Annotated in this window: 19 protein-coding genes and 1 pseudogene; 9 read left to right on the top strand and 11 right to left on the bottom strand. The window is 47.7% G+C overall.

Annotated features, from left to right (window positions below):
• Positions 1-384: 384 nt before the first annotated feature.
• The 5 genes from AC1S52_RS02295 to AC1S52_RS02275 all read left to right on the top strand — a co-directional run bounded on the left by AC1S52_RS02295 (position 385) and on the right by AC1S52_RS02275 (position 6,189).
• Positions 385-2,052, top strand: coding sequence for a GTPase (locus tag AC1S52_RS02295; protein ID WP_482027425.1), 1,668 nt, complete (start codon positions 385-387; stop codon positions 2,050-2,052).
• Positions 2,049-2,843, top strand: coding sequence for a hypothetical protein (locus tag AC1S52_RS02290; RefSeq protein WP_482027424.1), 795 nt, complete (start codon positions 2,049-2,051; stop codon positions 2,841-2,843). Before AC1S52_RS02295 ends, AC1S52_RS02290 begins: the two co-directional genes overlap by 4 nt.
• Positions 2,843-4,603, top strand: coding sequence for a GTPase (locus tag AC1S52_RS02285; protein ID WP_482027423.1), 1,761 nt, complete (start codon positions 2,843-2,845; stop codon positions 4,601-4,603). Before AC1S52_RS02290 ends, AC1S52_RS02285 begins: the two co-directional genes overlap by 1 nt.
• A gap of 219 nt (positions 4,604-4,822) precedes the next feature.
• Positions 4,823-5,431: a recombinase family protein gene (locus AC1S52_RS02280; RefSeq protein WP_482027422.1), complete on the top strand. Its 609-nt coding sequence runs from the start codon at positions 4,823-4,825 to the stop codon at positions 5,429-5,431.
• 500 nt (positions 5,432-5,931) lie between these two features.
• Positions 5,932-6,189 (top strand): hypothetical protein, encoded by a 258-nt coding sequence (locus AC1S52_RS02275; protein ID WP_482027421.1) that lies wholly within the window; start codon positions 5,932-5,934, stop codon positions 6,187-6,189.
• A 139-nt stretch (positions 6,190-6,328) separates the two neighbouring features.
• Here AC1S52_RS02275 and AC1S52_RS02270 read toward each other — a convergent pair whose 3' ends face one another.
• From AC1S52_RS02270 to AC1S52_RS02240, 7 genes are all read right to left on the bottom strand, one after another.
• Positions 6,329-7,165, bottom strand: coding sequence for a DUF5996 family protein (locus tag AC1S52_RS02270; protein WP_482027420.1), 837 nt, complete (start codon positions 7,163-7,165; stop codon positions 6,329-6,331).
• Between the two features lie 93 nt (positions 7,166-7,258).
• A complete protein-coding gene (locus AC1S52_RS02265) occupies positions 7,259-7,690 on the bottom strand; it encodes a DUF1622 domain-containing protein (protein ID WP_482027419.1) in 432 nt (143 codons plus the stop codon).
• Positions 7,691-7,707: 17 nt separating this feature from the next.
• Positions 7,708-9,267 carry a GMC oxidoreductase gene (locus tag AC1S52_RS02260; protein WP_482027418.1) on the bottom strand — a complete coding sequence of 520 codons (1,560 nt, stop codon included), beginning with the start codon at positions 9,265-9,267 and terminating at the stop codon, positions 7,708-7,710.
• A 28-nt stretch (positions 9,268-9,295) separates the two neighbouring features.
• Positions 9,296-10,633 (bottom strand): 2Fe-2S iron-sulfur cluster-binding protein, encoded by a 1,338-nt coding sequence (locus AC1S52_RS02255; RefSeq protein ID WP_482027417.1) that lies wholly within the window; start codon positions 10,631-10,633, stop codon positions 9,296-9,298.
• Between the two features lie 78 nt (positions 10,634-10,711).
• The gene (locus AC1S52_RS02250; protein ID WP_482027416.1) at positions 10,712-11,542 is read right to left on the bottom strand and encodes an MIP/aquaporin family protein; all 831 of its coding nucleotides are present in this window, start codon (positions 11,540-11,542) and stop codon (positions 10,712-10,714) included.
• A 61-nt stretch (positions 11,543-11,603) separates the two neighbouring features.
• Positions 11,604-13,202 (bottom strand): GMC oxidoreductase, encoded by a 1,599-nt coding sequence (locus AC1S52_RS02245; RefSeq protein WP_482027415.1) that lies wholly within the window; start codon positions 13,200-13,202, stop codon positions 11,604-11,606.
• A 57-nt stretch (positions 13,203-13,259) separates the two neighbouring features.
• A complete protein-coding gene (locus AC1S52_RS02240; RefSeq protein ID WP_482027414.1) occupies positions 13,260-14,057 on the bottom strand; it encodes an SDR family NAD(P)-dependent oxidoreductase in 798 nt (265 codons plus the stop codon).
• A 285-nt stretch (positions 14,058-14,342) separates the two neighbouring features.
• On the opposite strand from AC1S52_RS02240, the gene AC1S52_RS02235 reads away from it, so the two are divergent.
• The 3 genes from AC1S52_RS02235 (at position 14,343) to AC1S52_RS02225 (ending at position 19,578) form a co-directional block, all read left to right on the top strand.
• A complete protein-coding gene (locus tag AC1S52_RS02235) occupies positions 14,343-17,096 on the top strand; it encodes an MGH1-like glycoside hydrolase domain-containing protein (protein WP_482027413.1) in 2,754 nt (917 codons plus the stop codon).
• 921 nt (positions 17,097-18,017) lie between these two features.
• Positions 18,018-18,191, top strand: a complete 174-nt coding sequence (locus AC1S52_RS02230) for a DUF4278 domain-containing protein (protein WP_482027412.1) — start codon at positions 18,018-18,020, stop codon at positions 18,189-18,191.
• Between the two features lie 661 nt (positions 18,192-18,852).
• The gene (locus tag AC1S52_RS02225) at positions 18,853-19,578 is read left to right on the top strand and encodes a hypothetical protein (protein WP_482027426.1); all 726 of its coding nucleotides are present in this window, start codon (positions 18,853-18,855) and stop codon (positions 19,576-19,578) included.
• On the opposite strand, the pseudogene AC1S52_RS02220 reads toward AC1S52_RS02225, so the two are convergent.
• Positions 19,566-19,787 (bottom strand): annotated as a pseudogene (locus AC1S52_RS02220) (IS1/IS1595 family N-terminal zinc-binding domain-containing protein); the annotation flags it as partial. The gene AC1S52_RS02225 and the pseudogene AC1S52_RS02220 sit on opposite strands and share 13 nt — an antisense overlap.
• A 72-nt stretch (positions 19,788-19,859) precedes the next feature.
• Here AC1S52_RS02220 and AC1S52_RS02215 point away from each other — a divergent pair.
• Entirely contained in the window at positions 19,860-20,723 is an 864-nt protein-coding gene (locus tag AC1S52_RS02215; protein WP_482027411.1) for a hypothetical protein, read from the top strand.
• 123 nt (positions 20,724-20,846) lie between these two features.
• Here AC1S52_RS02215 and AC1S52_RS02210 read toward each other — a convergent pair whose 3' ends face one another.
• The 3 genes from AC1S52_RS02210 to AC1S52_RS02200 all read right to left on the bottom strand — a co-directional run.
• A complete protein-coding gene (locus AC1S52_RS02210; protein ID WP_482027410.1) occupies positions 20,847-21,176 on the bottom strand; it encodes a hypothetical protein in 330 nt (109 codons plus the stop codon).
• A gap of 74 nt (positions 21,177-21,250) precedes the next feature.
• Positions 21,251-21,721 (bottom strand): hypothetical protein, encoded by a 471-nt coding sequence (locus tag AC1S52_RS02205; RefSeq protein WP_482027409.1) that lies wholly within the window; start codon positions 21,719-21,721, stop codon positions 21,251-21,253.
• Between the two features lie 53 nt (positions 21,722-21,774).
• Positions 21,775-22,067, bottom strand: a 293-nt coding sequence (locus AC1S52_RS02200; protein ID WP_482027408.1) for a hypothetical protein, incomplete at its 5' end; no start/stop codon positions are given.

The following is a 22,067-nucleotide window of genomic DNA, read 5'->3' as shown; positions in this document are numbered from 1 at the left end:
ACACTCGACCAACTCCAACTTAAAGTTGATCAACTGATTGCTCAGTTAACTCCTGAGCTAATTGCTTCCATCACAGGGTATGCATTTATTCTCGATGCCCTATCTGCCCTGAATACTGTTTAAATTGGTATTAGCCCCTGTGATGTTTATGGCGAGAGACATTAGTTGAATCAACTGTAGGGCGAGCGTTGAGGCGAATTACACTACTCGCCTTATCAGAAATTTCTTAACGAGAGAATTCTATCAACCACTTGGTGAGTATTTGGCTTCTATTCAGGGAACTCTACTAAAGGAATTTAACAAGCTCAGGACTAGTACAAAATGCCTGACTCGGTTGTAGTTACTGATAGGTCTCTGAATTATTCATTTCTGCTAATTTCTCATATGGTCTGTGCAGATCAACAGATTCATAGTGAGGAGGCAAAAAGTCTTCGCGAATTAGCGCAGAAGGCTAAAGTTAGCCAGTCCACACTTGAAGAGATGGAGAGAATTCTAGCTCAGGATGAGCAACAGCTTTCTATAGAGTCTATTACTCAGTCAATTCCGCGAAAACAACGGGTCGAGGCTCTTCAACAAATCCTTGCGATCGCCTACATTGACGGGTTCTGTTCACCGTTAGAGCGAGAGATGGTTGAACAGGTTTCACACCTTTGGAATGTCCCATCTGAAACCATTCAACGCCTGTTGATTAGAGCAGAAAGTTACACCAATAAGTACACAAGTACTTCTGAGAAAGAACTTCTATCTCTAGGTGCTCGCCTGTTACAAGGTGCAGATTCAGTTCTATCTCGCTCCCTCGTTGATCGGTTAGCTAGGATTGCACCTCAGGATGTAGGACGGAAGGTTGAGCAATTACGGCAGGAGATTCTGCTGGCTGGACCGGATTATGACGATGCCATTCAACGGTGTGCGGTGGTCGCTCGCGAGGACTACCAGTTTGCGGAAGCTGCTCTAAAATCTGCTTCTTCAGCCCTTCAAAGCTTAAGTCAGGATATTCAGCAAACGGTTGGCCATGTCCGAAACCAGGTAGCAGGTAAGGGACAAGCAAATAGTGCCAAGGAAGTTGCCAAGCAACTCGAAAACACTCGTAGGAAGCTCATGGCAGAGATCATTCGAGATCTTGCAAATGTTCGTGAATCACTTCAGTCCAAGCAGCGCGCTTTGAATCACTTCAGCATTGCCTTTATGGGAAGAACAAAGGCGGGGAAGAGCACACTCCATGCTGTGATTACGGGCGAAGGATGGGACGCGATCGGCGTTGGCAAACAGCGTACTACCCGCTATAACCGTGTGTATGAATGGAAAAACATCCGCATCATTGACACTCCAGGAATTGGTGCTCCCGGTGGTCAAACCGATGAAGAAGTTGCCAAAAGCGTGGTGGATGAGTCGGATGTCATTTGCTACGTCCTAACAAACGATAGTATCCAGGAATCTGAATTTAGTTTTCTGAAATCCTTAAAAGAAAAAGCGAAACCCCTAATCATCCTACTCAACGTCAAGAACAATCTACGGGACTCGCGCCGTTTAGAGCATTTTTTGCAGAACCCCGACAAGTCGTTTGCGATGGAGGGAAAGAGCGGTCTTGGTGGGCATATCGAGCGAATTCACCGCTATGCCCGGCAAAACTACGCGAACGATTACTTTAGCATCCTGCCTGTGATGCTCCTGGCAGCACAGATTTCCAGGGAAACAAACGACTCCAAGCGCAAAAAGCAATTGTTTGATGCAAGCAGGCTACAAACGTTTCTGGACTCAATCCGCCTATCGCTAGTTCAGCATGGACCGATCCGACGATCACAAACGCTACTGGGTTCAACCGTCACTTCCATTACCCATCCTGGGGAGTGGGTTGCACAGGAAGCACACACCTACGAGAACCTAACAGAAACCCTGAAAGCGAAACGTGAGGCATTGCAGAAAGATATTCAAAAAGCTGAGCAAGATGCGCTTGCCTTCCTACAACAAGCTATTAAAACCACGTTTCAAAATGCGCTTAATGAGGTTTCTCTTTTGCTGAAGAGTATTGGGATGCGAATGAACACAACTTGAAGCTCGGATGGGAGAAGAAGTTAAAATCCATCAAGTTTGAGCAATCACTGAAGACTGCATACGAAGAGGCGAGCCAGAAATTCGGTCATGAAGTCCGGGAAGCGATCGAGGAGATCGGCACTGATCTCCAGCTTATTGCTGAACTAGGCAGCGGCAATTTTCAATTTGAGCAACAGGACTCTGATGGATTTATGCGAGACTTTGTCCGGATTGGAGTTGGAGTGTTGGGAATAGCAGGCACGCTTCTGTTTTTCGTTGCGCCACCTCTAGGTATTGCTGTTGGAGTTGTTGGAACACTCGGCGGACTTTTTACTAGCTGGTTTAAGTCGAGAGACCAGAAGCGCCGTGAAGCTGTCAATAACATCTCTGCTTCTCTAATCCAGCAGATTGAACAGCAACGGCAGATAACCCTGCAACAGGCTGAAAATAGCTTCCGTCAGAATTGTCGTTCCGTTGCCTCCGGCGTTGATCAATATTTTGATCAGTTAACTCAAGGATTGGGCAAGATCGCAAAGCAGTTGGAGACGGCGAAACAGAGATTGAGCGATACCGCCAACTATCTCAATCGTGCGTATGCCAAAAGAATTCTGGACTGGTGCCTTGAACGAACGGAGCCTTTGACGGAGGCAAGCATTCTCAAGAGCATTGCCAAGGTAGATCGCACCGTTGGTCGCAGTACGACAATCCACACCAAAATTACCGTTCAATCACGCCGATCCCAAAGCGAACTTAGAGAAGTTCTCCAGGAAGACATCGCAATTCAACCATCCAAACAAAGGAACCAGCCCTAATGAACCAGAGTGCTTACTGCTTCCAAGCTGCTGAGGTCGGTGAAAAGTTTAAACGCACTTGCGTCAAATTTGACAATGTGCTGGCGCAGGGTGCTACAGATGGGCTAACGGACTTAAGAAAACAATTTCGGCAGGGGTTGAGAAGCTATAAAGAACAGGGCGTTCTCAGCGTCGCTTTTGTTGGGCAATACAGCGCTGGTAAATCAACCATTATTTCGGCATTAACCGGACGAAGAGATATCCGGATTGATGCTGATATCGCTACAGACAAGACCTCTAACTACGCCTGGAACGGTATTCAGGTAACAGATACACCCGGTCTATTTACTGAGCGAACAGACCATGATGACATCACCTACAACGAGATCGAGAAGGCAGACCTGCTGGTTTTTTGCCTAACCTACATGCTATTTGATTCCATCACTGTTGAGAATTTCAAGAAACTTGCCTTTGAGAAGAGCTATCGCTGGAAGATGATGCTGGTGATTAACAAAATGTCGGATGAGGCAGGTGAAGAGGCGCAAAAGATTGCAAGCTACCGCAAGAGCCTGGCGGATGCGCTAAAACCTTACGCAATCGATGAGTTTCCCGTTTGCTTCATTGATGCCAAGGATTACTGTGAAGGTGTGGATGAGGGAGATGATTTTCTAGTTGAAATCAGCCGATTCCAAACCTTTATTGACGAGTTGAATAAATTCGTTCAGCGCAGAGCTTCCCTGGCTCGATTAGATACACCTGTCCGCATTGCTTTAGGATGCGTAGATGAAGCTCAGGTTCAATTTACACGCAACTCTAAGCAAGACTCTACTTTCCTCGAATTGCTGGCACGTTTATCTCGAACTGTCCGCAAGGAGCGAGATCGCTTGAGGACGAAGGTGCAGGGCATTACTTTGAAAATGGCATCTGCCGTGGTGAAAGAAGGGACAACCCTAGCAGTCACGGTTGGAGGGGAGGAAAACATGGAGTTGATGCTGAAGCAGGCTGAGCTAAATGTACAGCATCACTATGAGCAAGCAGAAACAGAGTTGCAGGAAGCGGTTGACACTGCCTGTACCTCGATTCGGACAGAGGTCGAGCAGGTTTTTCAAAGCGATTTGACTCAAGCGTTTGTTGCCCGACTAGTGTTTGAGCAGAAAGTGGCTGCTGGAAATGTCAAAACTAACATGAATGCAGAACAATTACAGGGGCAGATTACCTGGTTGCAGGACATTGGTATGCAGGTGGGTGCAAACTTGTCAAAAGCCGCAACAAGAAACATCGCTGCGGCAGGACAAGGGTTTCTCCGTTCACTCGATGTTGCTGGGAGCAGCTTGCACAAGGGTGTTTTAGCAGTTGGGAAATTCGTAGGTTTCAAGTTCAAACCTTGGCAAGCGGTTGGAGTGGCAAAGAATATTGGTAATGCCGCCATGCTACTTGGACCGATTATTGCCATTGCCTCGTTTGGTGCGGATATGTACGCCATGCACGAGGAACGGGAGAACGAGCGAAAACTAGCCGAAGCACGCCAGAACATCACCAGTGAGTTTCAAAAAGCAGCAAAAGACCTTGAAAATCAGATTGAGGGTCAATTGCGGGAATTTGAATCTCAGGTCTATCAAGTCATCGATCAAAAAATTGCGGAGGCTCGTCAGGAAGAAGAAAACGCGATCGCCAATTCTAACCAGTGGGTGCGACAACTGGTAGATGTCCGCAAGGAGTTTGAGAGCATACTCCTTGACATTGCGAATTCGCTTAAGAGTACCGATTGGTCGGAGAATTAGCGATTGAAACTGGGGGTCGGCAACAGCCATTGTGCCAGTTGAGGATGTCTCTTATAGGACCGTTTAATTTACACTTTGCAGCAGTCTAAGCTCTCGTTCACAAATTATAGGGTTTCAGTTCTGCAAGAGTGTAAATCAACTTGTCTCTAAATCTATGTTTCAAAATCCAATCTGTTTAACGAGTTCTGATACAGTTACAGTACATTAGAACTTCTCATTATGCTGATTGGGTACGAACGGGTCTCGACCGATGACCAGAATCTCAACTTGCAACATGATGCACTTAACGAAGCAGGATGCGATCGCATCTTCTCCGACAAGATGAGTGGTGCCAACGCCGAGCGCCCTGGTCTGAAGCAAGCCTTTGATTTTTGCCGAGAAGGTGACACTCTGGTGGTCTGGAGATTAGACCGCTTGGGGCGATCGCTCAAAGACTTGATTGCGTTAGTCGAAGAGTTGGAGAGTCAAAAGATTGGGTTTCGTTCACTGCAAGAAAGCATTGACACGACGACTAGCGGAGGAAAGCTTATTTTTCACTTGTTTGGCGCATTAGCGGAGTTTGAGCGCAATTTGATTCGGGAACGAACGCAAGCGGGCTTGCAGGCGGCGAGAGCGAGGGGGCGTAAGGGAGGACGGCAGCAGAAGTTAACACCCCAGGAAATTGAAATTGGGAAGTCGCTGGCAGGGGACCCGAAACGGAGTGTATCCTCCATTTGCAAGCATTTGGGTATTAGCCGCCCGACTTACTACCGATACATTGCTCCAGCCGTGAAAAGTGCATCTGTTCCGAAAGTTGCGCCTGTTCCAAAAACAACGCAGGTACGCTAGTGGCGAGTCGAAAATACAGCAGGTGTCAGGTGTTAGGGAAGAAATGATGATGTTACAAGGTTTTGTGCCCGCAAATTTGTCCTAACCCTTATGACTACCGCTATAAGGGCAAAGGTAGCAAGCTGCAACGAAGTGCTAGATAACGTCTGAAAGCTTTACTGTGCAAGGAGCCTAGAAAAATCCCCATGATTTAGCTAAGACTTACCAAGAAATGGTCATTTTCGGGCAAGTTTTGAAGTAGATAAGGCTTCAAATGCTGATTCGGTCGTAGATTTTGTAGGTAATTCAAGAATCATTTCAAGGACACTTGCTATTTTTCAATTTTTTTGATAAGATTTACCAAGATATGGTCATTTTCGGGAAAGTTTTGAAGTAGAAAAGGATTCAAATGCTGATTCGGTCGTAGATTTTGTAGCTAATTCAAGCATCATTTCCCGGCAAGTTGCTATTTTTCAAGTTTTTTGCTGGAGTCCTTATTCCTCAATTGTTCTAGTGATCGGATGGCACTTCGTTGCAGCTACGCTACCTTTACCCCAACAAAGCTGTTGAAGTGGATTGTCTGTTCAAACTCGTGGGGTGTCAAAGCCTGTTTGCAACCGCTGAACAGCGACGTTAGCTGGCTCCGCATCGAGTCCTTGCACTGGTTCTGCGAGGCAATGGATGAGTCCAAAAGCATCCAGGAGGCTGGGGTTGCGGCTGTGCTTCAAACCTTGTTGCGGTGTCCGAAAACACCCACAAGATTGGGGTTGGGACTGTAAACAGGGGCGATCAGTGCCAGGATGCCATTCTGTTGCGGCTCGAACTGGGGATTCGCGTAACTGTGGGGAGCCACGACGATCGCAATCGCGACACCGAAAGATAAGAGGGTACGTTTGAGAAGTTTAGCCGATCAAGTGGTCATAGGTTTATCCCCACAAGGCATTGAGAAGCATTCAAAGCTGATTGCAGAAAAGTTTTGATTTGCGTGGACTCTGCTGTGCCGTTCTGCAAGTGAGAAGCAGTTAATACTGCTCCAACCCAGTCTGTCGTGTGCCAGATGCCATCGCCTTCCAGTTGAGGCAGCTTGGCAGTGTCCGGATAGGGATAGGGACTGACATACCAATAGGGCTGATCGTAGCTTTTATCACCTGGTGAAAACCCAACGCCGATGCTGCGTGATTGCTTGTTTGCTGTTTCTGGCAGTGAGATTAGGGTAGCCATGTCAAAGTGATGGGGCCAGATGTGAATTGGTGAGGCTGCTGCTGTTGTTGCTCCAATTTCCTGGAGCAGTTTGTAGGTGTTGGCGTAGTCATCAGCCAATACCTGACGGGCTTTCATCTGATGCTGATCGAAGGGAGCACCGTGAGCAATGGCATGATCTGGAAAATCATCGGGTGGATAAGACAGAAACACGACCTTGTCTGCATCCGCCCCTCGTTGGGCAACCTCTCCCTTGAGCCAATTTAATCCCTCTGTCATGGTCTGCTGGTGCAGAGCCAATTCTGCCTGTTTCGTGCTGGTTTCATCCAAGATCAGAACTGTAAGGAGGACGGGATCGATCGCCACTTTGAATGGCTGATCTGCGGCAATAGTTGTTCCCACAAACAGTCGTGAATCTGGATTCCAGTTTAAACTGGTATGGCTATAGTCAGGCTGCGGCGCTGCCAAAGCTGCCCCTGCCGCGGCAATTAATTGAATTGCATAGTGCAGTTGTAATCTACCTTCTGTGAGGTTTTGTGCAATGAAGGAAGACATGATGGATCTCCTAATGAACAATCGTTTTTAAAGTAAAATGGAGATTAATAAGCTATAAACTATAGATTGATTCAACATCCAAGTTTTCACCGCCTACAATCCTTTGAAATAGGGGGATTGAGCAGTTTGTCGCAGTTCTCGAACTTCTCGTTGTAAAAAGAAGTTGAGGAAAGTCCGAATTCCGGTAATTGCTGCCAACTTCGCCACTGCATCCCACGAGGGGGAGACAGCAGTTCCGACAATATCAGCCGCTAACAGAAATTCCAGTGATAAGGCTAACGCCACTCCCAGTTCTAAACGGATTGTTTCTTGCAAGACATGATTTCGCCTCCAGAGACGGAAGATTTTCCGAAGTGCCAGAATGACCGAAATTGTAACTGTGAGAATTGCAATACCTTCTAAAAAGACTTTCAAAAACAGCGCAAATTCCTGGAAAACCTTTTCTGCCGAGAGCGTGAGTGGAGAGGTATGTTCTATATCAGCAACGAAGTTTAACGGAGCGATCCAACCTATGTGAATTGCCATACTAAGTGAAATCCATTCTATTGCATACGGCTGAGTAAATGATCTCCGACTCGGAGCGCATTAGCAATAATCGTCAGCGTTGGATTAACGGCTCCGCCCGACGGGAAAAAGCTGCCATCCACAACATACAAATTGTCAATCTCATGGGTGCGACAGTTGAGATCCAGAACCGAGGTGCTGGCATCCTCTCCGAAGCGACAGGTGCCGAGTTGATGCCCCACTCCATCTAGGGGCAATTTACCTGTGAAATAGGTCTTGGTGCCTTTGACAAAGTAGGAACAGTTGGGCAGAATGGCTTCACCACAGTCGATCGATCTGAGAATCTCAATCCATCGGTGTTCCAGTCGCGCATAGGGTTCTGAGTTATTCTCGGTGTAGTCCAGAATGATGTTGTCGCCATCTGCCAGAACCCGATTGTTGGGGTCAGGCAAATCTTCGGTCGTTAGCCACCAGTCTACTGAGTAAGTGGCTACTTGTTCGGGCGTGAGTGGCGCATACGCTGCTGCGTTCCCTTCCAGTCCTTCTTTGCTGACTTTACCCAGAGTTTGAATTTGTCCCATCGGATAGTCGTATCCATCCTCACCCCAGTAGAAATCATTGATCGATAATGTCTTCTGAAACAGAGTCGGATTGGGCTTTTTCGTCACACCGATAATGGAACCCAAAACATGTTTCATCAAGTTGCGCCCCACTAGATCAGACCGATTCGCTAAACCGTTGGGATGCCCATCATTGGTAGATTTCAGCAGCAAGATCGCCGAGTTGATCGCACCACAGGACACCACCACCAGACTGCCAGAGAACATGCGCAGATCGCCATCCACCTCCACTTCCACGGCTGTCACTTCTCGTCCAGAAGCACTGGTGTGCAGCCGCAACACCTTCGCTTCCGTCAGCAGCGTCACATTCTCCCGCCCCATCACCGGACGCACCGCACTGATTTCAGCATCCGACTTGGCTTGCACCAGACAGGGATAGCCATCGCAGGTATTACAGCGAATACAGCTACTGAGAAAGCGCTGTGCCTCGTTTAAGTGGATACCCATTGGGGTGTGATAGGGATGCAGTCCCTTTGTCGTGAGGGCATCGCTAATTTCCTGAATCCGGGGTTCATGGCTGACGGCAGGATAGGCATAGTCCTGACTGCGGAAGGGTTCAGTCGGGTCTTGTCCACTTTTCCCATGTACCTGATACAGGTTTTCTGCCTCAACGTAGTACGGCTCAAAATCTTTATACTTAAGTGCCCATTCAGGGGAAATACCGTCCTTATGTTCGTATTTCTCAAAGTCCTTTTCCCGTAACCGAAACAGAGCTGCGCCGTATACTTTGGTATTTCCGCCGACAAAATAACTCATGCCTGGATGCAGCTCACCGCCGTTCTTGTCGTACCACACTTCGGAGTTATGGTAGCGATCGCTGTTAAACACCGTTTTGGCATCCCAGTTTTGCTTTTCTCTGGGCAGGAATGGTCCGCGTTCCAGGATGAGAATGCGCTTACCGCTGGGAGCAAGCCGATGCAGCAAAGTTCCCCCGCCTGCTCCCGTGCCAATAATGATAACATCATAATGTTCAGACATAGTGTTCTCCTGTTTATTCTTATTCGCATTACAGATCGAGAACCACTTGATTTGTTTTGGGTGTAGAAATGCAAATCAGCACGGAACCATCGTCGATCGCCGCCACGGGTGTTTCCTGATACTCCACTTCACCTTCCAGAATGCGACACATACAGGTACCACAAATCCCCTGACGACAGCTATAGACAGGATTCAAATTGTTGGCTTCAGCAAATTCCAACAAGCTGCCATCATCCGATCGCCAGGTAGCCGTTTTACCCGATTCAGCAAACACCACTTCAGCCTGATCTCTTGCTCCATTTGCCTCAGCAGCGACGACCATGATCTTCGTTGAGATGCCTGCCATTGAGAACCCTTTTGTGAATGCCTCAAAGAACACTCGGTTCTCAGGCACTCCCGCCGCTTTCAGTCCTTCCATGAGCGATTGCATAAACGCAGGAGAACCACACAGGAAATACTCTGCGTCCTGTTGCACCAGCGATCGAATCAGATTGGTATCCACATAGCCCGTGCTGTGGTAGTGCCCCATATCCTCTGGCTGCGGACGGCTGTAAGCAAAATGAACTTGCAAGTTAGGATTCTGTTGAGCCACAGCCGCCACCTCGTCCCGAAAGGCATGAAATTGCCCCTCTCTCGCCCCATGCACAAACCAGATCGATCGCTGCGAGTTCAGCAGAGTTGCTGCTTTGGTCATGCTGATCATCGGGGTAATACCCACCCCGTTACTGATCAATACCGCAGGCAGTGATTTCTGAGGATCTAGAACAAACTTACCGCTGGGTGGCTTGGCTGGAATGATTGAGCCAACCTGAACGCGATCGTGCATAAAGTTAGAGGCAATCCCTGGCATAAAACCTGTGCCCGCAGGTGGGGGTTCCCGTTTGATGGAGAGACGATAGTAGTCACAGGGTTCAGCGTAGTCTGAGAGCGAATAGGTGCGGATCACGGGTCTGGGTTGTTCGGGAATATCCAGCTTAATCGTCAGGAATTGACCGGGTTGAAAATTGGGAATGTCTTCCCCATCTTCAGGCTGCAAGTAGAAGGAGGTAATTTCTTCGCTCTCTTTTACCTTACGCACCACCACAAAGTTACGCCAGTCTTTCCAGGTTGGGGAATTGGGTAGTAGAGCTTGCTTTACGGGTTGGGCAAGCTGTCCGGCTCTTGCAGGATAAAGTAGCCCCAAAACCGCACCACACCCCGTTCCAGCCAGCGCTGTGTATAAGGCGGTTCGATACGCAGCATTCTCTTTCGCCTGAGTGATACCCAATGCAATCGCCCCAGCCATTGTGACGGCTGAACCAACGGTGACAGCGGCTGTCAAGCTTCTGACCAATGGATTTTGAATTCTGCCCAGACTTTCCAGCATCGTTTACTCCTATCTTGGGGAATCAATGCGACAACGAACGGCTATCAATTTGCTACAAATTTTTGCTACAGATTTTTTCTAAGCATGGGGCAGCTGATCACTTAACTCTTGGTGCTGATTGCGGCGGGATTGCGATCGATAGCCACAATGAAAAATACAGCGTTTATGATTGTGATGATGCAGTTTGGCGCAATGCACTGCCCCTCTCAGGCGCAGATACACTTCAGCCGCCATCAGCATTCCCAATAGAGGAGCCGTAAAATAGATCCAGATTGCTGTCCAGTTCTCAGCCGGAATGGCAGAGGCTAGCGTGCGAGCCGGATTCATGCTCATCCCCGATAAGGGCGCTTCTAAGGTGATGTACATTGCCACCAGAACACCCGCGAATATCCCCGTGAACCGCGATAGGTTTGCAGTGTTAGAGACGATGAGAATGGTGATCATCACGCCGAAAGAAATGATCAGTTCAGCCAGGAACGCTACAATCACTCCCCTGCTACCGGGAACTGTCACCACATAATTCACACTAGGATGAACGATCGCCTCTCGCAAAATCCTCGCTGACAGCAATATCCCCAACCAACCACCCATGAACTGAGCCATGATATAGCAGAGTGCATCTGACAACCTGACCTTTCCCAGTCGAAAGAACGTCAGCGTCACCACAGGATTGAGATGAGCACCAGACTGTTTTCCCCAGGGCGAATAAATTATGGCGATCGCCGTCAATCCCATTGCTACCCCGATTATGAATCGTCGCAGGACTGGAGCAGAGATAGCTTGTTGAATCGGTGAATCAGGATGCTCTAATAGCGCAGTTACAACAGCGGCGGAGAGCATGAAGATACCCAAACCCACTGCTTCCATCAAATATTCGGGATAATGGCGACGCAGAGAATTCATTATCATAAACATTTGCATACAGAAAAAATAAAGCTGAGTTGACATCACCACGACTACCGATTACCGATTAGCGTTCTGAACCCAGCGATTCTACAACCTCGTGCATTCCTCCCATCCGTTCAATCAAATGATCACCGATCCGCAGGGCATTGGCGATAATGGTCAGGGTAGGGTTTACGGCAGCACTGGAGCGGAAGAAACTGCCATCCACGACATAGAGATTATCCACATCATGGGTGCGACAGTTTAAATCAAGAACAGAGGTTTTGGGATCATCTCCAAAGCGACAGGTGCCGCACTGATGAGCAACGCCTTGCAAAGGCAACTTTTTCCGAAAGTAGAAAGCAGCGGGAATGATTTTCTCGCCACAGCCAATAGCTTTGAGGACTCCAATCCAGCGATTTAGCAAGCGATCGTAGGCTTCAGTATTGTTCTCGGCGTAATGGAGTTGAATTGCATCACCCCGTAAAGTAATCCGATTATTGGGATCGGGCAGGTCTTCCGCTGTCAGCCACCAATCGACCGAGTGAGTCGCGATCGTCTCAAACGCATGCTGTTCTCGAAACGACAGTCCCAACAAGGAGGGAGACTCTTGAGCAATCATGTCGGCATTCACTTTCCCCAACAGTTGCACATGACCCATTGGATAGTCAAACTCTTCATCTCCCCAGTAAAAGTCATTAACCGCTAATGTTTTCTGAAATGAGGTCAAATTCAGTTTAGTAGTGACTCCAATGATGGCACCATTTTGATGCTTCATTAAGTTTCGTCCAACCTGGTCTGAACGATTGGCTAATCCGTTGGGATGCTGATCGTTTGCTGATTTCAATAGCAGAGCTGCCGAGTTAATTGCACCACAGGCAACGACAACGATGTCACCAGAAAACAAATGAGTCTCTCCATTGAACTCAGTTTCTACGGCTGTCACTTCTCGCCCCGCAGAGCTGGTGTGCAACCGTTTGACCTTTGCCTCGGTCAGCAATGTGACATTGTTGTACTGCTCTGCTGGACGCACACAATTAACATCTGCATCTGCTTTCGCATCCACCAAACAGGGAAACCCATCACAGGTATTGCAGCGAATGCAAGCACTCAAACGGCGGTTTACTTCGTTTAGCTTAATGGCTAATGGCAGGTAAAACGGATGTAAACCACGATGTTGCAATGACTCATGAATTTCCTGAATCCGGGGTTCATGACTAATGGCAGGATAGGAGTAAGGTTCGCTAGCAATGGGTTCCGTGGGATCCATGCCACGCTTACCATGCACTTCATAGAGCCGTTCTGCCTGGGTGTAATAAGGCTCAAAATCCTGGTATTTGAGTTGCCATTCAGGAGAAATGCCGCCTTTGTGGATGACCTGATTAAAATCCCGTTCTCGCCAGCGGAAGAGGGCACCCCCATAGACTTTGGTGTTGCCACCTACAAAATAACCGACACCGGGGTGAATGGGCTGCCCGTTGTTGCCGTACCAAACTTCTTGGGTGTGGTAACGGTCTTTCTGCACCACTTGCACTGTGTCCCAGTTGGCTTTCTCTCTGGGCAGAAAGAGTCCACGCTCCAGAATCAGAATCTTTTTGCCAGTGGGAGCGAGCCGATAGGCGAGGGTGCCGCCACCTGCACCCGTGCCAATGATGATGATGTCATAATGCTGATTTGTAGACATTTCTATTGGTTCCTTCTTGAAGAGTAACAGGAATGTAGAGGGGGATATCAGCCATGATTACTGCTCCTGATAATTCCAGAGCAATCCACCATCGACAAAGAAAGTGGTGCCAGTAACATAATCTGCATCCGATGAAGCCAGAAATGCCACCAGAGAAGCCACATCTCCGGGTTGACCTAAACGCCCCAACGGAATGTTCTTGAGCAGTGCCCCCAATTTCTCTGGATCGTTCAATAGCTTGGTGTTAATTGGGGTTTCAATCGCCCCCGGAGCCACATTATTGATGGTAATTCCCAATGCTCCTAGCTCGATCGCCAGGTTACGCGTCAGCATCTTCATGCCACCCTTACTGGCACAGTACGCGGTGAAATTGGGGAAAGGTAATTCTTCATGCACAGAACTGATGTTGATGATCTTTCCTGGGCGCTGTGTCGCAATCAAATGCTGTACAAACGCCTGAGTAGCGAAGAACACTCCTTTTAAGTTCACGTTCATCACTGCATCATAATCAGCTTCCGTAACATCCCAAAACGCAGCGTGTTTTTCAATCCCCGCATTGTTCACCAGAATGTCCAGCTTGCCAAAATGCTCGATGCTCTCGGCAATCAGTCGGCGAATCTCACTAACGCTGCCTAAATCGGCTTTAATAGTATGACCCTGAGTTGCGGGACACTGTGCCATATAGCATTTGCCGCCGATTGCCTCTACTTTGGACAGGGTTTCTTCTGCTCCTTCGGGATGGGAGCGATAGTTGATCACCACGTTTGCGCCCTCTTGAGCCAGACGCAACACCACACCCTGCCCAATACCCTGACTGCTGCCTGTCACCAAAGCTACTTTTCCTGCCAGCTTCATAGGAATTCTCCATTTCTGGACGGTGCCCTTCACAATGCGCTGCTTGCCTGAGAACAGCCTGAATGGACTCTAACGAATTCCTGAGACCAGTGAAAAGTTTATCTATGTTTATAAATCAATGCAAAACTTGTATTTCACTCTTTGGTTCGTTAAGTCTTGTTTGTAGATAGTTCTTGCTCATGGAATTCTCATGATTCTTTCAGAACGTTATAGGACTTAGAACTCATACTCCAAGCATAGTTCGTTTCTATTTAAACTGTGATCGTTAGAGGAGAGCTTTTAATCATGCAATCTTTCACGACAGAGGAAAAACGGCTGGAAGCAACCCGTGCTCGTCAGGCTCACTGGCGGAAATGGGGACCTTATCTCAGCGATCGGCAGTGGGGCACCGTCCGGGAAGACTACAGTCCTGATGGCACAGCGTGGGATTACTTTTCCCACGATCAGGCTCGCTCCCGCGCCTACCGTTGGGGGGAAGATGGCATTGCTGGCATTTCTGATAACCATCAGCAGTTGTGCTTTGCGGTAGCGCTGTGGAATGGCGCAGATCCAATTTTGAAAGAACGTTTTTTTGGCTTAACGGGAAACCAGGGGAATCATGGCGAGGATGTCAAAGAATACTATTTCTACCTCGACAGTACGCCCACCCACTCCTACATGAAGATGCTTTACAAGTATCCTCATGCTGAGTTTCCTTATGCTCAGTTGGTGGAGGAAAATCAACGGCGCGATCGACGTGCCCCTGAGTTTGAGTTGAAAGATACAGGGGTATTTAATGATAATCGCTATTTTGATGTGCTCATTGAATACGCCAAGGCAACACCAGACGATAGCCTGATCAAAATCAGCGTGACCAACTGTGGCTCTGAAGCCAAAGTAATTCATTTGCTGCCAACGCTCTGGTTCCGAAATACCTGGTCTTGGGATGATTCCGCAAAGCCTGTTCTTAAAGCAGTTGATTCTGACGCACCCATCGGCATTGTAGAAGCTGTTCATGCTCGATTAGGAAGATTCCAGCTATACTGCAATGCCCCAGCGGGAACGGTGCAAGCACCTGCTTTACTGTTTACAGAGAACGAGACGAACTACCAAAGACTATTCAATGTGGAGAATTCTTCTCCCTACGTTAAGGACGGTATCAACAACTATATTGTGAATGGTCAGGTTGATGCAGTTAATCCAGAACAAGTCGGCACAAAAGCAGCGGCTCACTATACGCTCGATATCAATGCAGGAGAAACTCAAACAATCCAGTTGCGTCTGTGCCCGGAAACCTCTGAGAATGGTTCTGTTCAATATCTATTTGGAGACGTGTTCGACACGATATTCCACCAGCGACAGCAGGAAGCAGATGAGTTTTACCAACGGATTACACCAGGCTGCTTATGTAATGATCGTCGCAATGTTCAGCGGCAAGCTTTTGCGGGGATGTTGTGGAACAAGCAATATTTTTACTACGTAGTAGCCGACTGGCTCAAGGGTGATCCGGACTGTCCTATGCCACCTCTCCAACGCAAGAAGGGCAGAAACCATCAATGGATTCATCTGCACAACGAAGACATTCTCTCCATGTGCGACAAGTGGGAATATCCCTGGTTCGCTGCCTGGGATTTAGCGTTTCATACGATTCCCCTGGCAATGATTGACCCGGACTTTGCCAAGCGCCAACTCGACTTGATGACGCGGGAATGGTATATGCACCCGAATGGACAGATTCCGGCTTACGAGTGGGCGTTTAGCGATGTCAATCCTCCCGTTCATGCCTGGGCGACCTGGCGGGTTTACAAGATTGAACAGAAAATGTACGGCAGGAGTGATCGACACTTTCTGGAGCGAGTCTTTCAAAAACTACTGCTCAACTTTACCTGGTGGGTGAATCGCAAAGACCGCACGGGACACAATATCTTTGAGGGTGGCTTTCTGGGCATGGATAATGTGGGTGTGTTCGATCGCAGCGCTGAACTGCCCACTGGCGGTTATCTGGAGCAATCGGATGGCACCAGTTGGATGGGCATGTATTGCTTGAATTTGCTCACCATTGCCCTGGAGCTAGCCAAAGAGAACCCAGTGTACGAAGACATTGCCACCAAATTCTTTGAGCATTTTCTTTACATTGCCGATGCCATGAACAAAATTGGTGAGGCAGAAACATCATTGTGGGATGACGATGATGGCTTCTACTACGATGTGCTGCATTTACCGAATGATCAGCAAGTGCGGTTGAAGGTGCGATCGATGGTCGGATTGATTCCCCTATTTGCCGTAGAAACGCTGGAGCCGGAAATTTTGGAGCGTTTGCCGGGATTCAAGAAGCGGGTGGAATGGTTCATCCAACATCGTCCTGACCTGCGAGACAATGTGTCCTGTATGGAGAAGCAGGGTGTGGGAGCCAGACGATTGCTAGCCATTGCCTATCGGGAGAAGCTACGCCGCATCCTGGAGAAACTGCTGGATGAGAATGAGTTCTTGAGTGGCTATGGCATTCGATCGGTGTCCAAATACCACGCAGAGCATCCTTACCGTTTCGATGTGAATGGGAATGAATATCGGGTTGATTACGAGCCAGCGGAATCTAGCACCGGGTTATTTGGCGGCAACTCCAACTGGCGCGGCCCGATTTGGATGCCCGTCAACTATCTGCTGATTGAGTCATTGCAAAAGTTTCACTACTATTTGGGGGATGAGTTTAAGGTGGAATGCCCCACCGGGTCGGGCAACTGGATGACGTTGTGGCAGGTTGCGAGTGAACTTTCCCAACGTCTGATTCGGATTTTTCTCACTGACGCATCCGGTCATCGACCAGTTTACGGGGGAACGACAGAATTTCAAACCGATCCGCACTGGCGTGACCTGATCTTGTTCTACGAGTATTTTCATGGGGATAACGGCGCGGGCATTGGAGCCAGTCACCAGACGGGTTGGACTGGATTGGTGGCGAAGTTGATTCAACAGTGGGGAAATTATGAAGGACAGGACAAAGCACCTGATCTGCATCCAGAGGAAGCTTTAGAAACGAATCAGTCAGTTTCCGTTGTCTAACTTGAACTTGAACAGGATACGGGTCAGAGGACCATTCGTGTAATTTGGTATCACGACTGGCTTGGAAGGCTTTCTAGGAGGGAGCTTCAGGGCACAGTAATTTTGTTCTACTTAGAGCTTTGGTATGACCGGGCTATCGTAATTTAAGGGCTTGGAACGACGGTTGAGGTCAAGGTCATAGATCCCAAAGCGGTTGACGTGCTGAGTCCAGTAGGGGTAAAGGTAGCATAGCTGCAACGAAGTGCCACGTAAAGTCTGAAAGCTTTACTGTGCAAGGAGCCTAGAAAAATCCCCATAATTTAGCTAAAACCTACCAAGAAATGGTCATTTTCGGGCAAGTTTTGAAGTGAAAAAGGCTTCAACTGCTGATTCTGTTGTAGATTTTGCAGGTAATTCAAGCATCATTTTCGGGCATGTTGCTATTTTTCAAGTTTTTTGCTGGAGTCATTATTCCTCAATTGTTCTAGTGATCGGATGGCACTTCGTTGCAGCTACGCTCCTTTACCCCTATTAGTCTTTATCTCTGCCGGCGATCGCTCTGCCCTTCTGCACTCCCCGCAGGAGGGCGACGGCAGCATCAGGGTTTCAACACCTAAATGAGTGGGAAATGCCCTGCTGTACTACCGTTTTGTCAGGTATACGGTGTCCAACTTTAGTCCAGCGGTGTACTAGAGATCGCCCAGTCCCTTGCGTCATCTCTTTGCCTGACCTGAACGGCACCTTCAGCGGTACTAGGTCCAGGTTTGATCCGCTCTGTGACCTGGATCGCCCTCCTTCGTGATGGTTGCCTCTATTTCATCATCCCTGTATCAACCTTTTACCAAAGAATTATCACAAGTTTTTGGTGAATCCTATCACCGGGCAGCTTGGGCAGTTCCGGCATGATTAATTCTGTAAGCCCCAACACAGGAAATCAAACCCATGCAACTCACCTTCCTCGGCAATCGTTACCAACGCTCTGAAGTCACGGCTGAAGTTCTCCCCACTGGACACGCAGGCAGGTACCGTGGCACTCGCTACACCCTGACCCACACCACTGCCCAACCCACTCAAGAGGTTCATCTGCGCTATCGCGGAGTCCAGTACGCTCGCTAACCTATCCGTCTCAATCTCCTAATTCCTCTCTCCTACCCATCCCCTTGCCATCGCAGGGGGTGATTTTTGTTTGGGACTGGCAGCCAACCCATCTCCTCACGTTAGCGGTGGAAAAACAGGCAGATTGAAGAGGGGCAATCGCCTAGACATCTGCCTTTATGAAAGGGCAGATGGGGTCGAACTTGTGCGAACCAAAGGAATTTTAAATGAGGTAATTTCTCGTGATGCCTTAACAACAACACTGATTGCACCTTAACCCTATCAAATCACTGGTTATGTAATCAAAAATTATCAAATGAAATATTAATCCAGTGGTTCTTCTCCATCAAAGACCTTGGCTTGTGTAAGTATCAAAGTTGCCTTTACCCTTCCAAAGCAGCAGCCCGCCTTCCTCTTTTCCAAGCATCAGCATGTTTGTTGATGAGGATTGATGACACCTAAATAATTCCTGTATAAACTTATACTAATTTTTTGCATACTTAAGTATAAAAGAGCTGTCCTACACGTCTAAGAACTGATAGGACAAGAGATTTCAAATAGATCTCTGTAAATGTTGTTCTACAAACGTTACAGAGATTGGAATAATTTAGCTAAATTTGACTGCCGACGATACCAAAACGGGATTTGCTATAGTACTAATGTACGTTTTCATACTCGTGTCATGCCTCCTCTGAGTCCCCCCACAACCCTTGCCGATGCTATTTTGTTATACATCGAGTCTAAGGGAAATTCCCTATCGCGTAAATCAATTAGAAATTTGCGGACATCTCTAAAAAAATCTGTCTTGCCTGGTTTTGGTTTTAGTGATAAGGCATTGGAGAAGTTAGATAAGTGTTTTGCCAAACTAACCGTGCGACAGTTTGTCGTTAACTGGCGGTTATACTTCGATGCTTTCTACCAGGGCGCGTTATCAGAAGGCAAGAATGAAGATACTTTACGGAATTACCGGAGTTGTTTGAACCGATTCCACCTATGGATGCAATCAGAACGTTGGTATCAAGAAGTTGTCCAGATTACTGAAATCCCTGATCGAGCACCTTGGATGAGATCAGTTGCGAGTTTGCAAGCAGCCCATCGTGGAAGACGAAGATTAGGAGAATATCCTTATGCATTGCAGGAAGCAGAGTTAACTCCAAGATTGGTAGAACAGTTAGAGTCTTTGAAAAGTTTCTTAACTGCTGAGTATATGCCTGCTCGTCGAGGGGAACCAGCAATTAGAGCGCGATCCTGGGATGTCCGTAAACAGCACATTATGTATTTTCTAGGTTGGCTCCACCACGATATTTCAATGACATTTAAGTGGCGGTCCTGTCCTCTTCATGGCTCTCAAAAGAAGCTAGACGAGCTGGATATCACTTGTATGGCAGACAGGGATATGGTCGTATGATGAACGTTTTTGACTCGCTCAATGCCACGAAACCCCATCCCATTGACATACATTTTGAGACACTCGCGCTTAAATTCATCAGAATAACCAGAGGGTGGATCATAGGTTTCGATAAATTGCCGCCGACAGGTTTTGCAGAGGTAATTTTGTTTACCTCTTTGCTTGCCGTTCTTACTGATGTCAGTTGAGCCACATTCGGGACATTGCATCGGTTTCACCCTGATTTCATATTCCCATTATGCAACGCCGCTGGTGAATACTTGAGTAGGGAGAACATAAGTGTGAAGCGTCGTCATTTTATTCAACTTGGCGGTCTATCAACTATTGGGGTGGGAGTTCCCCTCGTGTTTGAAAGTTTTGGAAGCGGAACATTGCAGACTGTTGCTATGGAACGCGAGACAATTGTTATTTGGCTTACCAGAATAAGTGGTGGGCGTGGTCACTTTGGAATCGATCTCATCCTCCAGAATGGTACAAACCCCTGTAAGGGAAGATCCGACAAGGTTTGCAGTGATCAGACTTACTACCGAAGCCTAAAATTTGGTACGCCTGAGAATGATGCTGAGTATCAGCATGGTGTATGGATACCTAATAAGGAGCAGAACGGTATCCAACATAATTTTGCCAGGAAACTTGCCTCAGCCTGGATCGAGATTTATACCTACAACAAGGTTGAGCGCATCATAAACGGCAAAAGTCAGCAATGGCCTGAGTTTATGTCCGCCAAGACACACGTCAATTCCTTCAACCACATTGCAGACGGAAGGCACTACTCCAGTCATATCGGTGAGGTAAGCCTGCCACGAGTGAACTATGTAGCTGGACAGGAGAACTTTGGTTTGCTGAATGGCTACTTTAAGAAGAATGGGAAACCGACATCTGATCGCGTAGACGTGAACTTTTTTCAAGAGGGGGCGGCAGTCTACAAAACTTCAACGGGCTGGCCAATTTACGGTTTCTCCTCAACTGGCAACAAAGGGGGTTACTACTCTTCTGGTCCTATCATTCCAGCGCGGTATAAGGTGTCTATGACACACTGGCCAGTCCCGAACAATAAAGCCCTTTCGCGTCAAAAGATTCTCTACTTAGACATTCTTCGCCCCTTTGAACGGGTAGATTTCGATGTTGTAACAGATTGGAAGTAGAGCACAGAAATGCTTGATGAGGCATTGTATTGGAATAGACATTATCGGTAATAAACTGCTAATTCAGAATGGACGATAAAGCTGTAGGAATTGACGATTTTACTCAGGAAGTAATTTCTTTTCTTATTTCTGATTAAGTCTATATAGTATCTCTGGAGCCTCATTGAGTGAGTTCAACGTTTCTTGGTTGAGTAATTCAAAATGCTTTGGATGGAAGTGGAAGTGATCCAGGACAGTTAATTGAATTTCTGCTTGTTCATAGCTCAACTTGGGATTGTTTGGAATTAACGCGATCGCTTGCAGTAGTTTCTGCTTTCCCAACTCCTTCAGTAACTCATATAGCTCTTCTTGAGGAGTTGTATGAGTGGAAGTTTCCTGTTGAGGTTTGTAGTGCTGCCGTAGGACAGCTAGCTGGAATAATGTCAATTTGAGTCTGGGTAGGGTTATAGTCACTGTATTTCCTCTAAGTGAATATTCCTGGTAGGCGGACTCTCTACCAGGAACATAGAATTTGTAATGGACAGCATTCAGACTTGTTGTTCACGGGCAGATTGATCTTGTCCAGCGCGAATCATGGTTGAAACTTTGGGGTGATTAAACGGCATCATGAGCAATTTCAGCGCCCCGAACAATTCACCGTAAGCCCCACTCAACTCATCTGCAATCATCTGGTATTGCGGACAATTTCGGTTGATGCTGGTACTGCTTGCCTCTTGGAATGCAGCAAACGATGTTTCAACCGCGTTCAATAATTGTTGGTAGTAGCTGAATGCTTGTGCCATTTCCCGTTGGGCATCCGACATTTTGTTCAATGCGTGTTGGTTCAAATTCGGTTCCATTGATTTACCCTTTCTTCGTTGAGGTCTAGACAATACGCGAGTTCGCAATGGGTCTCGGTCAGGAACTTCGCGGTGATGGGGATGAATATGCAGGCTTGACTTACCTGCGGCAACTTTCATGCCGACGATCGAGATCGTCAGCCAGATAAAAAATTTCATGCAGACAAATCCAGTCAGTGATAGGGGAAGAGCCAACAACGGCTCTCCAAGGGCTACTCTTCTGATTTGAGAGCGTCTTCTGGCGTAACGGCTGCTGTGGGTTCTTGCCGGAGCACTTGCAAATAGACTGTGGTTGCGATCGCCCGATGGTCTCGGTGATCTGCCAAGTCAGCGATTTTGCCTTTTACGGTTTCCAGGCAAAACCGGAATAAGTCAGTGTGATCACACACCGCCGCCGATAGCTGACATTTCTGGTCATCTGACCAAAGCGGTGGTGCATCGGGTCGCTGTGGAATAACGGGGGGTGTCGTTGAAGCACTCGCAGTGAGTGGAGAAGTGTTTTGAG

The organism is Kovacikia sp. CALU 1929 (genome assembly GCF_056784235.1).
The sequence above is the reverse complement of the archived record's forward strand: the minus strand, read 5'-3'. Positions and strand labels throughout refer to the sequence as shown.

Bases quoted from the DNA above. Each gene is read 5' to 3' on its own strand.
- AC1S52_RS02285 (WP_482027423.1), top strand. From the start codon at position 2,843: ATGAACCAGAGTGCTTACTGCTTCCAAGCTGCTGAGGTCGGTGAAAAG.
- AC1S52_RS02225 (WP_482027426.1), top strand. From the start codon at position 18,853: ATGCCTCCTCTGAGTCCCCCCACAACCCTTGCCGATGCTATTTTGTTA.
- AC1S52_RS02265 (WP_482027419.1), bottom strand. From the start codon at position 7,690: ATGGCAATTCACATAGGTTGGATCGCTCCGTTAAACTTCGTTGCTGAT.
- AC1S52_RS02230 (WP_482027412.1), top strand. From the start codon at position 18,018: ATGCAACTCACCTTCCTCGGCAATCGTTACCAACGCTCTGAAGTCACG.
- AC1S52_RS02275 (WP_482027421.1), top strand. From the start codon at position 5,932: ATGGCACTTCGTTGCAGCTACGCTACCTTTACCCCAACAAAGCTGTTG.
- AC1S52_RS02240 (WP_482027414.1), bottom strand. From the start codon at position 14,057: ATGAAGCTGGCAGGAAAAGTAGCTTTGGTGACAGGCAGCAGTCAGGGT.
- AC1S52_RS02205 (WP_482027409.1), bottom strand. From the start codon at position 21,721: ATGAAATTTTTTATCTGGCTGACGATCTCGATCGTCGGCATGAAAGTT.
- AC1S52_RS02250 (WP_482027416.1), bottom strand. From the start codon at position 11,542: ATGATAATGAATTCTCTGCGTCGCCATTATCCCGAATATTTGATGGAA.
- AC1S52_RS02295 (WP_482027425.1), top strand. From the start codon at position 385: ATGGTCTGTGCAGATCAACAGATTCATAGTGAGGAGGCAAAAAGTCTT.
- AC1S52_RS02245 (WP_482027415.1), bottom strand. From the start codon at position 13,202: ATGTCTACAAATCAGCATTATGACATCATCATCATTGGCACGGGTGCA.
- AC1S52_RS02255 (WP_482027417.1), bottom strand. From the start codon at position 10,633: ATGCTGGAAAGTCTGGGCAGAATTCAAAATCCATTGGTCAGAAGCTTG.
- AC1S52_RS02235 (WP_482027413.1), top strand. From the start codon at position 14,343: ATGCAATCTTTCACGACAGAGGAAAAACGGCTGGAAGCAACCCGTGCT.
- AC1S52_RS02270 (WP_482027420.1), bottom strand. From the start codon at position 7,165: ATGTCTTCCTTCATTGCACAAAACCTCACAGAAGGTAGATTACAACTG.
- AC1S52_RS02260 (WP_482027418.1), bottom strand. From the start codon at position 9,267: ATGTCTGAACATTATGATGTTATCATTATTGGCACGGGAGCAGGCGGG.
- AC1S52_RS02280 (WP_482027422.1), top strand. From the start codon at position 4,823: ATGCTGATTGGGTACGAACGGGTCTCGACCGATGACCAGAATCTCAAC.